General features: G+C 60.3%; 11 protein-coding genes. 5 read left to right on the top strand and 6 right to left on the bottom strand.

The features are described 5' to 3' along the window. Positions 1–3: 3 nt before the first annotated feature. Positions 4–3165, top strand: coding sequence for an efflux RND transporter permease subunit (locus tag CPH89_RS17920; protein ID WP_053254827.1), 3162 nt, complete (start codon positions 4–6; stop codon positions 3163–3165). Next, complete coding sequence (adeC, locus tag CPH89_RS17915; RefSeq protein ID WP_053254826.1) at positions 3162–4619, top strand: AdeC/AdeK/OprM family multidrug efflux complex outer membrane factor; 1458 nt, start codon at positions 3162–3164, stop codon at positions 4617–4619. Before CPH89_RS17920 ends, adeC begins: the two co-directional genes overlap by 4 nt. An 83-nt stretch (positions 4620–4702) precedes the next feature. On the opposite strand, the gene CPH89_RS17910 is transcribed toward adeC, so the two are convergent. Continuing rightward, on the bottom strand, positions 4703–5155 hold the full coding sequence (locus CPH89_RS17910; RefSeq protein ID WP_073637191.1) for a hypothetical protein: 453 nt from the start codon (positions 5153–5155) through the stop codon (positions 4703–4705). 250 nt (positions 5156–5405) lie between these two features. Here CPH89_RS17910 and CPH89_RS17900 point away from each other — a divergent pair, with 250 nt between their 5' ends. The 3 genes from CPH89_RS17900 (at position 5406) to CPH89_RS17890 (ending at position 8999) form a co-directional block, all read left to right on the top strand. Beyond that, positions 5406–6656: an OprD family porin gene (locus CPH89_RS17900; protein ID WP_053254824.1), complete on the top strand. Its 1251-nt coding sequence runs from the start codon at positions 5406–5408 to the stop codon at positions 6654–6656. Between the two features lie 83 nt (positions 6657–6739). Then, a complete protein-coding gene (locus CPH89_RS17895; RefSeq protein ID WP_053254823.1) occupies positions 6740–7630 on the top strand; it encodes a polysaccharide deacetylase family protein in 891 nt (296 codons plus the stop codon). Between the two features lie 235 nt (positions 7631–7865). Next, positions 7866–8999, top strand: a complete 1134-nt coding sequence (locus CPH89_RS17890; protein WP_141125142.1) for a hypothetical protein — start codon at positions 7866–7868, stop codon at positions 8997–8999. A 121-nt stretch (positions 9000–9120) separates the two neighbouring features. Here the strand turns inward: CPH89_RS17890 and pcaC are convergent, their stop codons facing one another. The 5 genes from pcaC to pcaG form a co-directional block, all read right to left on the bottom strand. Further along, positions 9121–9513 carry a 4-carboxymuconolactone decarboxylase gene (gene pcaC / locus CPH89_RS17885; protein ID WP_024073913.1) on the bottom strand — a complete coding sequence of 131 codons (393 nt, stop codon included), beginning with the start codon at positions 9511–9513 and terminating at the stop codon, positions 9121–9123. A gap of 10 nt (positions 9514–9523) precedes the next feature. Beyond that, positions 9524–10315, bottom strand: a complete 792-nt coding sequence (gene pcaD, locus CPH89_RS17880) for a 3-oxoadipate enol-lactonase (protein ID WP_053254821.1) — start codon at positions 10313–10315, stop codon at positions 9524–9526. A 10-nt stretch (positions 10316–10325) separates the two neighbouring features. Further along, complete coding sequence (locus CPH89_RS17875; RefSeq protein WP_053254820.1) at positions 10326–11690, bottom strand: 3-carboxy-cis,cis-muconate cycloisomerase; 1365 nt, start codon at positions 11688–11690, stop codon at positions 10326–10328. Between the two features lie 10 nt (positions 11691–11700). Then, positions 11701–12996, bottom strand: coding sequence for an MFS family transporter (locus CPH89_RS17870; protein WP_053254819.1), 1296 nt, complete (start codon positions 12994–12996; stop codon positions 11701–11703). Between the two features lie 182 nt (positions 12997–13178). Beyond that, positions 13179–13745, bottom strand: coding sequence for a protocatechuate 3,4-dioxygenase subunit alpha (gene pcaG / locus CPH89_RS17865; RefSeq protein WP_053254818.1), 567 nt, complete (start codon positions 13743–13745; stop codon positions 13179–13181).

The raw sequence follows: 13745 nt of genomic DNA, 5'->3' as shown, positions 1-13745 counted from the left end.
CCCATGTCGAAATTTTTTATCGACCGCCCCATTTTCGCCTGGGTTATTGCCCTGGTGATCATGCTGGTCGGGGCACTTTCGATCATGAAGTTGCCCATCAACCAATACCCGGCCATCGCGCCGACCGCCATCGACATCCAGGTGACCTACCCAGGCGCGTCCGCACAAACCGTGCAGGACACCGTGGTGCAGGTCATCGAGCAACAGCTCAACGGTATCGACAACCTGCGTTATGTTTCCTCGGACAGTAACTCCGACGGCAGCATGACCATCACCGTGACGTTCAACCAGGGTACCAACCCGGATATCGCCCAGGTTCAGGTGCAGAACAAGCTGAACCTGGCCACCCCGCTGCTGCCGCAAGAAGTGCAGCAACAGGGTATCCGCGTGACCAAGTCGGTGAAGAACTTCCTGATGGTGATCGGTCTGGTGTCGGAAGACGGCAGCATGACCAAGGACGACCTGTCCAACTACATCGTGTCGAACATCCAGGACCCGATTTCGCGGACTGCGGGTGTCGGTGACTTCCAGGTGTTCGGTTCGCAGTACGCGATGCGTATCTGGCTGGACCCGGGCAAGCTGAACAACTACCAGCTCACGCCGGTGGATGTCAGCACGGCGATTTCCGCACAGAACGTACAGGTGGCCACCGGCCAACTGGGCGGCCTGCCTGCCCTGCCCGGCACCCAGTTGAACGCCACGATCATCGGCAAGACCCGCCTGCAGACGGCCGAGCAGTTCGGCAATATCCTGATGAAGGTCAATACCGACGGTTCACAGGTACGCCTGAAGGATGTCGCCCGTATTGAGCTCGGTGGCCAGAACTACAGCATTGCTGCGCAGTTCAACGGCAAGCCGGCTTCCGGTATGGCGATCAAGCTGGCGTCGGGCGCCAACGCCCTGGACACCGGCAAGGCGATCCGCGCCACCGTCGCGTCGCTCGAACCGTTCTTCCCGCCTGGCATGAAGGCGGTGGTGCCGTATGACACCACTCCAGTCGTAACCGAATCGATCTCCGGTGTTGTCGACACTCTGGTCGAAGCGATCGTGCTGGTGTTCCTGGTGATGTTCCTGTTCCTGCAGAACTTCCGCGCGACCATCATCACCACCATGACCGTACCGGTGGTGTTGCTGGGTACCTTCGGGATCCTGGCTGCGTTCGGCTTCACCATCAACACCCTGACCATGTTCGGCATGATCCTGGCCATCGGCTTGCTGGTGGATGACGCCATCGTCGTGGTGGAAAACGTCGAGCGGGTGATGGCCGAGGAGCACCTGTCGCCCAAGGAGGCGACGGTCAAGTCCATGGGCCAGATCCAGGGTGCCCTGGTGGGTATTGCCCTGGTACTGTCGGCGGTGCTGTTGCCGATGGCGTTCTTCGGTGGTTCCACCGGTGTGATTTACAAACAGTTCTCCATCACCATCGTTTCGGCCATGGCGTTGTCGGTACTGGTTGCGCTGATCTTCACCCCGGCCTTGTGCGCCACCATGCTCAAGCCGATCGACCCGGAAAAACACGGCCAACCCAAGCGTGGTTTCTTCGGCTGGTTCAACCGCACCTTCGACCGTGGCGTCCTGAGCTACGAGCGCGGCGTGGGTAACATGATCAAGCACAAGATCCCGGCGTTCCTGGTGTACGCACTGATCATCGCCGGCATGATCTGGCTGTTCATGCGCATCCCTGCGGCGTTCCTGCCCGATGAAGACCAGGGCGTAATCTTTGCCCAGGTGCAGACGCCGGTCGGTTCTACGGCTGAACGTACGCAAAAAGTCATCGACGACATGCGTACATTCCTGCTCAACGACAAGGAAGGCGAGCCAGGCGAAGGCAAAGGCGTGAAATCGGTGTTTACCGTAAACGGCTTCAACTTCGCCGGTCGCGGCCAAAGTTCGGGCCTGGCCTTTGTGATGCTCAAACCGTGGGGCGAGCGTGACGCTTCCACCTCGGTGTTCGAGATCGCCAAGCGCGCCCAGGGTTACTTCATGCAGACATTCAAGGACGCCATGGTATTTGCCATCGTTCCGCCGTCTGTACTGGAGCTGGGTAACGCCACCGGCTTCGACGTGTTCCTGCAAGACCAGGGCGGTGTCGGCCACGATAAACTGATGGCGGCGCGTAACCAGTTCCTGGGTATGGCAGCACAAAGCAAGATTCTGGCAGGTGTGCGCCCCAACGGCGTGAACGATGAGCCGCAGTACGAGCTCACCGTCGACGACGAGAAGGCCAGTGCCCAAGGCATCACCCTGTCGAATATCAACCAGACCCTGGCGATCGCCCTGGGTGGCAGCTACGTCAACGACTTCATCGACCGTGGTCGGGTGAAGAAGGTGTACGTGCAAGGTGACGCCGCCAGCCGCATGTCGCCTGAAGACCTGAACAAATGGTACGTGCGCAGCGACTCCGGGAAGATGGTGCCGTTGTCCGCCATCGCGTCGGGCAAGTGGATCTACGGTTCGCCGAAACTCTCGCGCTACAACGGTGTTGCGGCGATGGAAATCCTCGGCACCCCGGCGCCGGGCTACAGTACCGGTGACGCCATGGCCGAAGTCGAGCGTATCGCCAAGCAACTGCCGGCAGGTGTTGGCTATGCGTGGACCGGCCTGTCGTATGAAGAACGTCTGTCCGGCTCCCAGGCACCTGCGCTGTACGCCTTGTCGCTGCTGGTGGTGTTCCTCTGCCTCGCGGCACTGTACGAAAGTTGGTCGATCCCGATTGCGGTGATCCTGGTAGTGCCCCTCGGGGTTGTGGGTGCGTTGATGGCGACCAGCATGCGCGGGTTGTCCAACGACGTGTTCTTCCAGGTGGGCCTGTTGGTGACGGTGGGCCTGGCGGCGAAAAACGCCATCCTGATCGTGGAGTTTGCCAAGGAGCTTCACGAACAAGGCAAAGGCATCGTCGAGGCGGCCATCGAGGCGTCCCGCATGCGTCTGCGGCCGATCATCATGACCTCCATGGCGTTCGTCCTCGGCGTATTGCCACTGGCGATCTCCAGCGGCGCAGGCTCAGGCAGCCAGCATGCAATCGGTACCGGCGTAATTGGCGGTATGATCACCGCCACCGTCCTGGCGATCTTCTGGGTCCCACTGTTCTTCGCGACCGTATCGGCCGCGGGCGAACGTAAAAAGACGGTTACTACTGAAACTCCTAAAGAGGCTGGCCAATGAGCAAGTCGCTACTTTCCCTAGCCGTCACGGCATTCGTGCTCAGTGGCTGCTCGCTGATACCTGACTATCAGCGCCCTGAAGCACCGGTGGCTGCTCAGTTCCCGCAAGGGCCGGCGTATTCGTCGGCCCAGGCGCCGGGCCAGGCCGCTGCCGAGCAAGGCTGGAAGCAGTTTTTCCACGACCCTGCCCTGCAACAGCTGATCCAGACTGCGCTGGTCAACAACCGTGACCTGCGTGTCGCGGCCTTGAACATCGACGCCTACGCGGCGCAATACCAGATCCAGCGTGCCGACCTGTTCCCGGCCGTTTCGGCAACCGGCAGCGGCAGCCGTTCGCGCACCCCGGCCAAACTGTCGCAAAGCGGCGAATCGACCATCGCCAGCCAATACTCGGCGGGCCTGGGGATCAGCTCGTATGAACTGGACCTGTTCGGCCGCGTGCGCAGCCTGAGTGAAGAAGCCCTGCAAAAGTACTTCGCCACTGAAGAGGCGCGGCGCAGCACCCAGATCAGCCTGGTGGCCAGTGTGGCTAACGCCTACCTGACCTGGCAGGCCGACAAGGAACTGCTCAAGCTGACTCAGGAAACCCTGGGCGCATTCGAGCAGAGCTACAAGCTCACCACGCGCAGTAACGAAGTTGGCGTGGCCTCGGCCCTCGACCTCAGCCAGGCGCGCACCTCGGTGGAAAATGCCCGCGTGCAATTGGCGCGGTATACCCGCCAGGTGGCTCAGGACGAAAACAGCCTGACCCTGTTGCTGGGCACTGGCCTGCCGGCGAATATCGCCAGCAAGCCGCTGTCGGATGACCTGCTCAGCGAAGTGCCGGCCGGGTTGCCCTCCGACCTGCTGCAACGTCGTCCCGACATTGTGCAGGCCGAGTACAACCTCAAGGCTGCCAACGCCAATATCGGTGCGGCGCGTGCTGCGTTCTTCCCAAGCATCAGCCTGACCGCCAGCGCCGGCACTGCCAGCCCGACGCTGGGCGGCCTGTTCAAAGGCGGCTCGGGTACCTGGTCGTTCGCCCCGCAGATCAACATCCCGATCTTCAACGCCGGTAGCCTGCGCGCAAGCCTGGACTACTCGAAGATCCAGAAAGAGATCAACGTGGCCAACTACGAGAAGGCGATTCAGACCGGCTTCCAGGAAGTTTCCGACGGCCTCGCCGCGCGTGAGACCTACAAGCAGCAGCTGGATGCCCAGCGTGGTTTTGTCGCCGCCAACCAGGATTACTACCGCCTGGCCGAGCGTCGCTACCGCATTGGTGTCGACAGCAACCTGACCTTCCTCGACGCCCAACGCCAGCTGTTCAGTGCCCAGCAATCGCTGATCACCGACCGCCTGGCGCAGCTGAACAGCGAGGTCAACCTGTACAAGGCCCTCGGCGGTGGCTGGAATGAGCAGACCGCGAAGAACGAGCCGTTGAAAGAAGAAGCACCGGCACTGAAGTTGTTCTGATCGTGCTGTTGTGAAAAAAACCGCTTCCCTCACAGGAAGCGGTTTTTTTATATCCCGACATATTGGTCATCATCCCAATGAGCCTAGGTACTGACCTGCAGCGTCGAGCACTTGAGCTCCATCTCGTTACCGTCATCGTCATCCCAACCGATCGAGAAGCTGACATTGATCGATGTCTTGCCGGCTTTGTCGGTGTAGATGTGATTGACGTCTAAATTGCCCCAATAAATGTCGGGGAGGTGCTCAAGGTAGCCTTCCAAACCAAAGCGGGCCCTCACTGGCAAGGATTTCGGACCGATGGGATAGGTCATTCCCGGTTTCAACGGGAGCGCGTCAGCCTCAAGGGTCAACTCATTATTGGCGCCAGGCTTGCTTTGAATCCCCAGGCGAATGCACAGCTGACCGCCCTCGATGCAGGACTGCAACTCAAGGTTGTCGAAGTTAATCGGAATCGGCTTCTTGTGCGCAATGGTCAGGCTGGCGTCGAACTCATCCGAAGACGTTAAACACTGACCCACATATGATCCAAAATTCATGAGCTCTTCTCCCTTAAACACTTGGAAAGCAACGGCTGCCGCCACGAAAATAGGCGCTTGAATACACGGCATCTACTGTTAAACCTGACAGTAGACACCGGCCCCCATACGCCAGAAGCTGACGAGTTGACGCGCCACAATTGCGTTCGATCATCGCCCACAACCCGCCCTCCCCCACTTTCATCGCCCCCACACCGCCAAGCACCATGGCCGGCACCTGCATAACCCCAATAACAACAGGTCCACCACCATGAGCACTTTCCACCCGCGCCAGCTATTGCTGGCGACCGCTGTCGCCAGCCTTGCCCTACCCGTGGTCGCCGAGGAACACGGTTTTCTCGAAGACGCCAGCGCCAACCTCAACATGCGCAACTTCTTCTTCAACCGCAATTACACCAACCCGACCAAAGCCCAGGGCGGCGCGCAGGAGTGGACGCAAAGTTTCATCCTCGACGCCAAGTCCGGCTTTACTCAGGGCACCGTCGGTTTCGGGCTGGATGTATTGGGTATGTACTCACAAAAGCTTGATGGCGGGCGCGGCACCGGTGGCACCCAGTTGTTGCCGCTGGACCACGACGGCCGCCCGGCGGATAACTTCGGGCGCCTCGGCGTTGCCTTTAAAACGCGGATTTCGAAGACCGAACTGAAGGTCGGCGAGTGGATGCCGGTGCTGCCCATCCTGCGCGCGGACGACGGCCGCTCCCTGCCGCAAACCCTGCGCGGCGGGCAAATTACCTCCAGGGAAATTGCCGGCCTGACCCTTTATGGCGGGCAGTTCCGGGCCAACAGCCCGCGCGATGACAGCAGCATGTCGGACATGTCGATGACCGGCAAAGCCGCTTTCACCTCCGACCGTTTCAACTTCCAGGGCGGCGAGTACGCGTTCAATGACAAGCGCACCCAAATCGGCGTGTGGAACGCCCAGCTCAAGGACATCTACAGCCAGCAATACATCAACCTGACCCACAGCCAGCCCATCGGCGACTGGACCTTGGGCGCCAATCTCGGCTTTTTCTATGGCAAGGATGACGGCAGCGCCCGCGCAGGAGACCTGGACAACAAGACCTGGTCCGGCCTGTTTTCCGCTCGCTACGGGGGCAACACGTTCTACGTCGGCCTGCAAAAACTCACCGGCAACAGTGCCTGGATGCGCGTCAACGGCACCAGCGGTGGCACCCTGGCCAACGACAGTTACAACTCCAGCTACGACAACGCCCAGGAGAAATCCTGGCAAGTGCGCCACGACTACAACTTCGCCGCCCTCGGCGTACCGGGCCTGACGCTGATGAACCGCTATATCAGCGGCAGTAATGTGCACACCGGGACCATCACCGACGGCAAGGAATGGGGCCGCGAGAGCGAATTGGGCTACACCGTGCAAAGCGGCGCACTCCGGGACCTCAACGTACGCTGGCGCAATTCGACGATGCGCAGGGACTACAGCAACAACGAGTTCGACGAAAACCGGTTGATCGTCAGCTACCCGATAAGTCTGCTGTAAACCGGCGTCGGACTTGCTGTATGGTTCGCGCCTGCCGCTGCTGATTCGCCCAGCAGCGGCCTCCATTCGAGCCCGTGCACACCATGAAATCTTTCGCCATCGCAATCGCCCTGGCGCTGAGCCTCAGCGGCTGTATGAGTGCGCCTATTGCCTTGACGCCGCAGACCACAGAGCGTCTGCAGGCCCAGGCGCCGATCCGTTTTCTGCTGACCTTCGATGACGGCCCCAGCGCCTCCGGCTATAACAACCCGAGCCGCTCGGTGATGGCCGATCTTGCGAAAAACCCGGTGCTGCCGGGCATCAAGGCGGTGTTCTTCCTGCAGACCGAAGCCTCCCGTTCCGGCGGTAACCCGCGGGGGCACAAGACCATGGAACGCGAATACGCCGCCGGGCATGTCCTGGCCTTCCACACGGCCACGGCGTTTCATACCAACCACCGCTGGCTGAATGACGCCGAACTTGAACGCACGCTCACCCAGGGTGCCGCCGACATTGCGTCGATCACTGGCGCCTCACCGGCGCTGGTACGCCCGCCCTTCTGGAACTACGACAAGCGCACTTTCGCTGCCTACCAGCGCCACGGCATGCACGTATTGTTGACGGACCTGAGTGCCAATGACGGCAAGATCTGGGGCTTCAACGGCAGCCCGCGTCGGCGCGCGAATTTGTATCGGCAACTGTCGGTAGTCCGCGAGCGCATTGCGCTGGGTGAGTTACCGACCGTCGACGGTGTGATACCGGTGGTGGTGACCTTCCACGATATCAACCGCTACACCGCGCGGCATATGCAGGAGTATCTACAGATCCTGATGGACAGTGCCCGGATCAACGGCATGAAGACCGCCGCCGAGCCGTTCTACACCGAGCATGCCGCGCTGGAACGCGCAGCACTGGCGCGCACGGTGAAGGATGTCAATGAACCCGTGCAGTTGCCAGGTGCGTGGAGTTGGATATGGGACGCAGATTCACACTGACACACCCGCCAGCCATCGTAGGGCATTTATTGTGGACACTTAGTCCCCTTCAGGCGCCCCCGCCTGACTATTCATCAACAGCCGACCGGCTATAAATCCAAAGCACGTGTAGGAATATGAAACAAGTAGTGCTGGAACGCAGAGACCTTGCCTTCCCACTACCGGATCAGTAGCCCGCGAACTTACTGCGGACTACGTGACCCCTTATATTCCCGACCGCCAAAAGGACTTATCCATGTCGCCTGTATCCTCGCTGCATCGCTATTCGCCCATTCATTTCGGCCCTAACGAAAAGACCACTAAAGCAGATAAAAAACACTCAGGGTCAGCACGTACGCTTCATCGCGCAGACGCTAACTTTCTACCGTCCAGCAGCGGCAAAAAAAAAGCATCAACGCATGGTATAGCGATCACATCGCTTACCGGCCAGCGCATTCACACCTTAATGGATAAGCCCGCAGCCACCGCACTCACCGCCCCGGCATCGCAGCCCATGGAATCGCGCGCAATCACAGAAGTTCCACGCGCACCTACCAGCACCCCGGTCACTCACACCTACGACAACGGCAATGTGCGGATCACCTCGGCGACGGCCCATGAGGGCAGCTTTCACGGCGCGCCCATGGTGCGCAATAAAGTCACGATCGAAACCGGTAATAGCGCAGACAAGGTCCACTTGAAGAGCCTGCCGGATATCGGCGTCGTCGCAGAAATAAACGACAGGCGCTACTTGCTGCCCATTCAGAATGCTGGCGGCATGACCGAACTGGTGGAAATAAAAACCAATGGGGGCGATGACCACGTCCAGATCGCGGACGACATCTGGTTCCAGACCACCGTCAGTCTTAACGACCAGCACTCAGTCTCCGGGATAAATGGATACACCTCCGCCCCCGAGTCCTCGGGACTGAGAACGTTCTCGCAGCAAGACATCATCGCCATCGCGCCTCATCTGCAAAAAAATGCCGAATTCAAACACGGCGAGACTACTTTCAAGTTTTCGCCTAACGAAAACCCGAGGCAGTTTGGCGATGGGGTCATGCAAATTATCACCGGCGCGGGTAATGACACCCTTCGTATCAGTGTGGGGCCAGACAACTCATTGATGGCTGAGGTGAATGGGCAGAAGTTTCTCCTGCCGATTAAAAATGATCCCGCCGGCGGTTCCAGGCTTTTCCTACAGGCCGGCGACGGTGACGATAAAGTCACCATTGATTCCAATGTAAAAAATTATGCGTTTATCAATATGGGCGATGGTAAAGCAGGCACGCTGTACAGCGGTGGGGGGTTTGTTTCCGGCGAAGAAGAACCTGGCTTGAAACGGCGTTATCACCCACAGAACTATAACCCCGTTCAAGCAAGCGCCTGAATCGCGTAAGGCACGACCTCACGACTCGCGGTGTGTATTGGCGACAGCGTGAAAGCGTGCAAAGCGAAGACCTTCGTAACAAAAACCCGCCTGACCTGCGCCAGGCGGGTTTTCGCTCCACTTACTCGCGCGACTCGACGCCCAACTCATCCCACACCGACTCGGCCAAGTGAAACGTCGCGTTCGCCGCCGGGATCCCGCAGTAGATCGCGCTCTGCATCAGCACCTCCTTGATCTCGGCGCGGGTCACGCCGTTACTGGCGGCAGCACGTAGATGCAATTTCAGCTCTTCACTGCGGTTCATGCCAATCAGCATGGCGATGGTGATCAGGCTGCGGGTATGCCGAGGCAGTCCCGGACGGGTCCAGATATCACCCCAGGCATGGCGAGTGATCATTTCCTGGAACTCGCTGTTGAACTCGGTCAGGGCATTGAGGCTGCGGTCGACATGGGCATCGCCCAACACCTCGCGGCGCACTTGCAGGCCATCGGCATAACGTTGTTTCTCGTCCACAAAAAGCTCCTTAGCGGGCCAGCAGGAATTCCAGCACACGGTTGCTGAAATCAGCGCCGGCCTGAACATTGGACAGGTGCGCTGCGTAAAACTCGGCGTACTCGGCGCCCTTGACCTGCTGCTGGATAAAATGACTGCCGGCCGGCGGGGTGACGGCGTCTTCGGTGCCGGCAATGACCAGGGTCGGCACCTGGATCTTCGACAGTTGTTCACGCAAATCCGCATCGCGCACCGCCGCGCAATTGGCCGCGTAACCCTCAGGCGAGGTGGCGGCGAGCATGTCGGTAATCTGCCGGGCCTGGTGCGGGTTGGCGGCGGCGAAATCGGCGGTGAACCAGCGTGCAATCGACGCATCGCGAAGCGCAACCATGGCTGCCGCGCCGTCGCGCAACACCATGTCGATACGTGGGTTCCAGATGTCCGGGGTACCGATCTTCGCGGCGGTGTTGCACACCACCAGGCGCTGCAGACGGTGACCGGCATTGATGCCCAGCCACTGACCGATCAGGCCGCCCATGGACAGCCCGCAAAAATGCGCACGCTGGATATCCAGCGCATCCAGCAACGCGATCACGTCGCGGCCAAGTTGCTCAATGCTGTAGGGGCCCTTGCTCACCAGGGATTTACCGTGGCCACGGGTGTCTAGCCGCAGCACGCGAAAATGCGCGGTGAAGGCCGGGATCTGGATGTCCCACATATGCAAATCGGTGCCCAACGAATTGGACAGTACCAACACCGGCGCGTCGACCGGACCGTCCAATTGGTAATGCAGTTCGCCCTCGGCGAGTTGTACAAAGGCCACAGCGGTCTCCTTACGCGGTCAATGCAAAATGGTCGGTCACCGCACGGGTGACCCAAGTGTGGGCCTGGCCCAGGTAATGGGCCGGGTCGAGTAGACGGTCGAGTTCGGCCGCCGACAGCTCGGCGGTGACCTGCGGCTCATCCGCCAGCACCGCGCGCAAATGGCGGTGTTCGGCGACGGCACGTTTGCAGCATTGTTCCAGCAGGTGGTGCGCGGTCTCGCGCCCCAGGCGCTGGGCAAGCACACTGCTGACGGCTTCGGCCAGCACCAGGCCCTGGGTCAAATCAAGGTTGCGGGCCATACGCTCGGGGTCGACTTCCAAGCCTTCGCTGATCAGCAACGCCTGTTTCAAGGCGCCGGACACCAACCGGCAGATCTGCGGCAGGGTTTCCCATTCGGCATGCCAGAGGCCCAAGCTGCGCTCGTGTTCCTGGGGCATGGCGCTGAACATCGTCGCCACCAGGCCCGGTACGCGTGTGGCAGCGCTGATCAGCACGGCCGCACCGACCGGGTTGCGTTTGTGTGGCATGGTCGACGAGCCACCTTTACCCGGCGCCGACGGCTCGAACACCTCGGCCGCCTCGGTCTGCATCAACAAGCTGATATCACGCCCCACTTTACCCAGGCTGCCGGCGATCAAGCCGAGCACGCTGGCGAACTCCACCAGGCGGTCACGTTGGGTGTGCCAGGGTTGCTCGGGCAGGCTCAGTTGCAACTCAGCCGCCAAGGCTTCGGCGACGGGCATGGCGTGTTCGCCGAGCGCCGCCAGGGTGCCGGACGCACCGCCGAACTGCAGCACCAGCAAGCGTGGCTTCAGTTCGGCAAGGCGCTGACGACTGCGTGTCACGGCGCCCAGCCAACCGGCAATTTTCATCCCCAGCGTCACCGGTGTGGCGTGCTGCAACCAGGTGCGGCCGGCCAACGGCACCTGCGCGTAAAGCTGGGCTTGCGCCGCAAGCACCTCGCCCAATTGCGCCAGGTCGGTTTCGATCAACCCCACCGCGCGCCGCAATTGCAGGACCAGGCCGGTGTCCATCACGTCCTGGCTGGTCGCGCCCAAATGCACATAACGCTCGGCCCCCGCGTCTTCACTGGCAATCAATTTGCCCAGCGCCTTCACCAGCGGAATCGCGGAGTTGCCCGCCGTGGCAATCGCCACGCCGAGGGCATCCACGTCATACAAAGACGCCAGGCACGCCTGGGCAATCGGTGCGACCGCGGCCTGCGGAATCAACCCGACCCCGGCCTGCGCCCGGGCCAGCGCCGCTTCGAAATCCAGCATGCCCTGCAAACGCCCCTCGTCGCAGAACACCTCAGCCATGCTGTCAGCGGTGAAGTAGGCGTCGAACATTTGATTGCTCGTGCGCAGTGTCATAACTCATCCCTTACAAATCGTGATGCAGGTACGCCGCCTCTTTCGGCAGGCGCAAGCTGAACAGGAAGGCCACCGCCATCATCGCGGTGACGTACCAATAGAAGGTGTTTTCCATGCCGATGGACTTCAGGCTCAGCGCGACGACTTCCGCCGAACCGCCAAACACCGCATTCGCCACCGCATAGGCCAGGCCCACGCCCAACGCACGCACCTGGGGCGGAAACATCTCCGCTTTGACCAGGCCGCTGATGGAGGTGTAGAAGCTGACAATCGCCAGGGCCAGGGTGATCAGCACAAAGGCCAGGAACGGACTGCTGACGGTTTTCAGGGTCAGCAGGATCGGTACGGTAAACAGGGTGCCAAGGCCGGCAAACCAGAGCATCGAATTACGTCGGCCGATCTTGTCCGCCAACATGCCGAACAGCGGCTGCATGCACATATACAGGAACAGCGCGCCGGTCATGATGTAGCTCGACGTCTTGGCGTGCATGCCAACGGTGTTCACCAAATACTTCTGCATGTAAGTGGTGAATGTGTAGAAAATCAGCGAGCCGCCGGCGGTATAACCCAGCACCGTCACGAACGCTTTACCGTGGTCGCGAAACAGCGCGACGACGCTGCCGGCGTCCTTGTCCTGACGCATTTCCTTGCTGGTGGTTTCCTTGAGCGTGCGTCGCAACAACAGCGAAATCACCGCGGCAATCGCGCCGATCACGAATGGAATCCGCCAGCCCCAGGCGCGCAATTCGTCTTCGGTGAGGATTTGTTGCAGGATCACCACCACCAGCACCGCCAGTAACTGGCCGCCGATCAGGGTCACGTATTGGAACGAAGCGAAGAAACCGCGCTGGCCCTTGAGGGCAACTTCACTCATGTAGGTGGCCGTGGTGCCGTATTCGCCACCCACTGACAAGCCCTGGAACAGGCGTGCTACCAGCAGCAAGGCCGGGGCCCAGGCGCCAATGTCTTTATAAGTGGGCAAGAACGCGATGACCAGGGAACCGGCGCACATCATCAGCACCGAGATCATCATCGAGTTTTTGCGCCCGTGCTTGTCGGCCACCCGGCCAAACAGCCAGCCGCCGATAGGCCGCATCAGGAACCCGGCGGCGAATACGCCGGCGGTGTTGAGCAGTTGGACCGTTGGGTCATCCGACGGAAAAAACGCCGGGGCGAAGTAAATGGCGCAGAACGCGTAGACGTAGAAGTCGAACCATTCGACGAGGTTGCCGGAGGAAGCACCGACAATCGCAAAAATCCGTTTTTTGCGTTCTTCTCCGGTGTAGTGACTCGTTGTTGTTGTCATGTTTTTTCACTCAGTGGGAACGGTTATAGCCTAGACATACTTTGCAACAACCATGTTCCGCAAGCAGACTTTTGCATATCGGTTGCCTGCAAGGGCCGCATCGCGGACAAACCCGGCGCCCACATTTGACCGTAATCACCTGTGGGAGCCGGGCCTGCCTGCGATGAGGCCCTTAAGCCGACTCAATAGTCGAAGAACACCGTTTCCTTGTCCGTGCCTTGCAAAATCACATTCCACTGATGCACACCGTCTGCATCCGCCTTGGCAATCAAGGTGCTGCGCCGCTCTGCAGGCACACACGCCAGTAACGGGTCATCGCCATTGAGCGCTTCACCGTCAAAATAAATCCGCGTCAGCAAGTGCTTCACCAAGCCACGGGCAAACACCAGCACCACCAGGTGCGGCGCCTGGGTCGTGCCGTTCAGGCCCGGCACGCTGCCCGGCTTGATGGTGGTAAATCGAAAACGCCCTTCGGCGTCCACCGGCACCCGGCCAAAGCCTTCGAAGTTCGGGTCGACAGCCTTTTCCTGTTCATCTTCCGGGTGGTCGTATTTACCGGCGGCATTGGCCTGCCAGACTTCAAGCATGGCGTCGTTGACGACATCACCGTTGCCGTCCACTACTTGCCCGCTGATCGCCACGCGCTCGCCCAGGGTCGCGGGCACGGTCAAGTCTTCGCGGTTCAGCCAGGTCAGGCCGATGTGGTAATACGGCCCAACGGTGTGGGACGTGGTCGCGTTGAGTGTCAT

Origin of the sequence: Pseudomonas fluorescens, from assembly GCF_900215245.1 — a bacterium.
Classification (GTDB): Bacteria; Pseudomonadota; Gammaproteobacteria; order Pseudomonadales; family Pseudomonadaceae; genus Aquipseudomonas; species Aquipseudomonas fluorescens.
This window is presented reverse-complemented; position numbering and strand designations above follow the sequence as displayed.

Bases quoted from the DNA above. Each gene is read 5' to 3' on its own strand.
- CPH89_RS17920 (WP_053254827.1), top strand. From the start codon at position 4: ATGTCGAAATTTTTTATCGACCGCCCCATTTTCGCCTGGGTTATTGCC.
- adeC (WP_053254826.1), top strand. From the start codon at position 3,162: ATGAGCAAGTCGCTACTTTCCCTAGCCGTCACGGCATTCGTGCTCAGT.
- CPH89_RS17910 (WP_073637191.1), bottom strand. From the start codon at position 5,155: ATGAATTTTGGATCATATGTGGGTCAGTGTTTAACGTCTTCGGATGAG.
- CPH89_RS17900 (WP_053254824.1), top strand. From the start codon at position 5,406: ATGAGCACTTTCCACCCGCGCCAGCTATTGCTGGCGACCGCTGTCGCC.
- CPH89_RS17895 (WP_053254823.1), top strand. From the start codon at position 6,740: ATGAAATCTTTCGCCATCGCAATCGCCCTGGCGCTGAGCCTCAGCGGC.
- CPH89_RS17890 (WP_141125142.1), top strand. From the start codon at position 7,866: ATGTCGCCTGTATCCTCGCTGCATCGCTATTCGCCCATTCATTTCGGC.
- CPH89_RS17875 (WP_053254820.1), bottom strand. From the start codon at position 11,690: ATGACACTGCGCACGAGCAATCAAATGTTCGACGCCTACTTCACCGCT.
- CPH89_RS17870 (WP_053254819.1), bottom strand. From the start codon at position 12,996: ATGACAACAACAACGAGTCACTACACCGGAGAAGAACGCAAAAAACGG.
- pcaG (WP_053254818.1), bottom strand. From the start codon at position 13,745: ATGACACTCAACGCGACCACGTCCCACACCGTTGGGCCGTATTACCAC.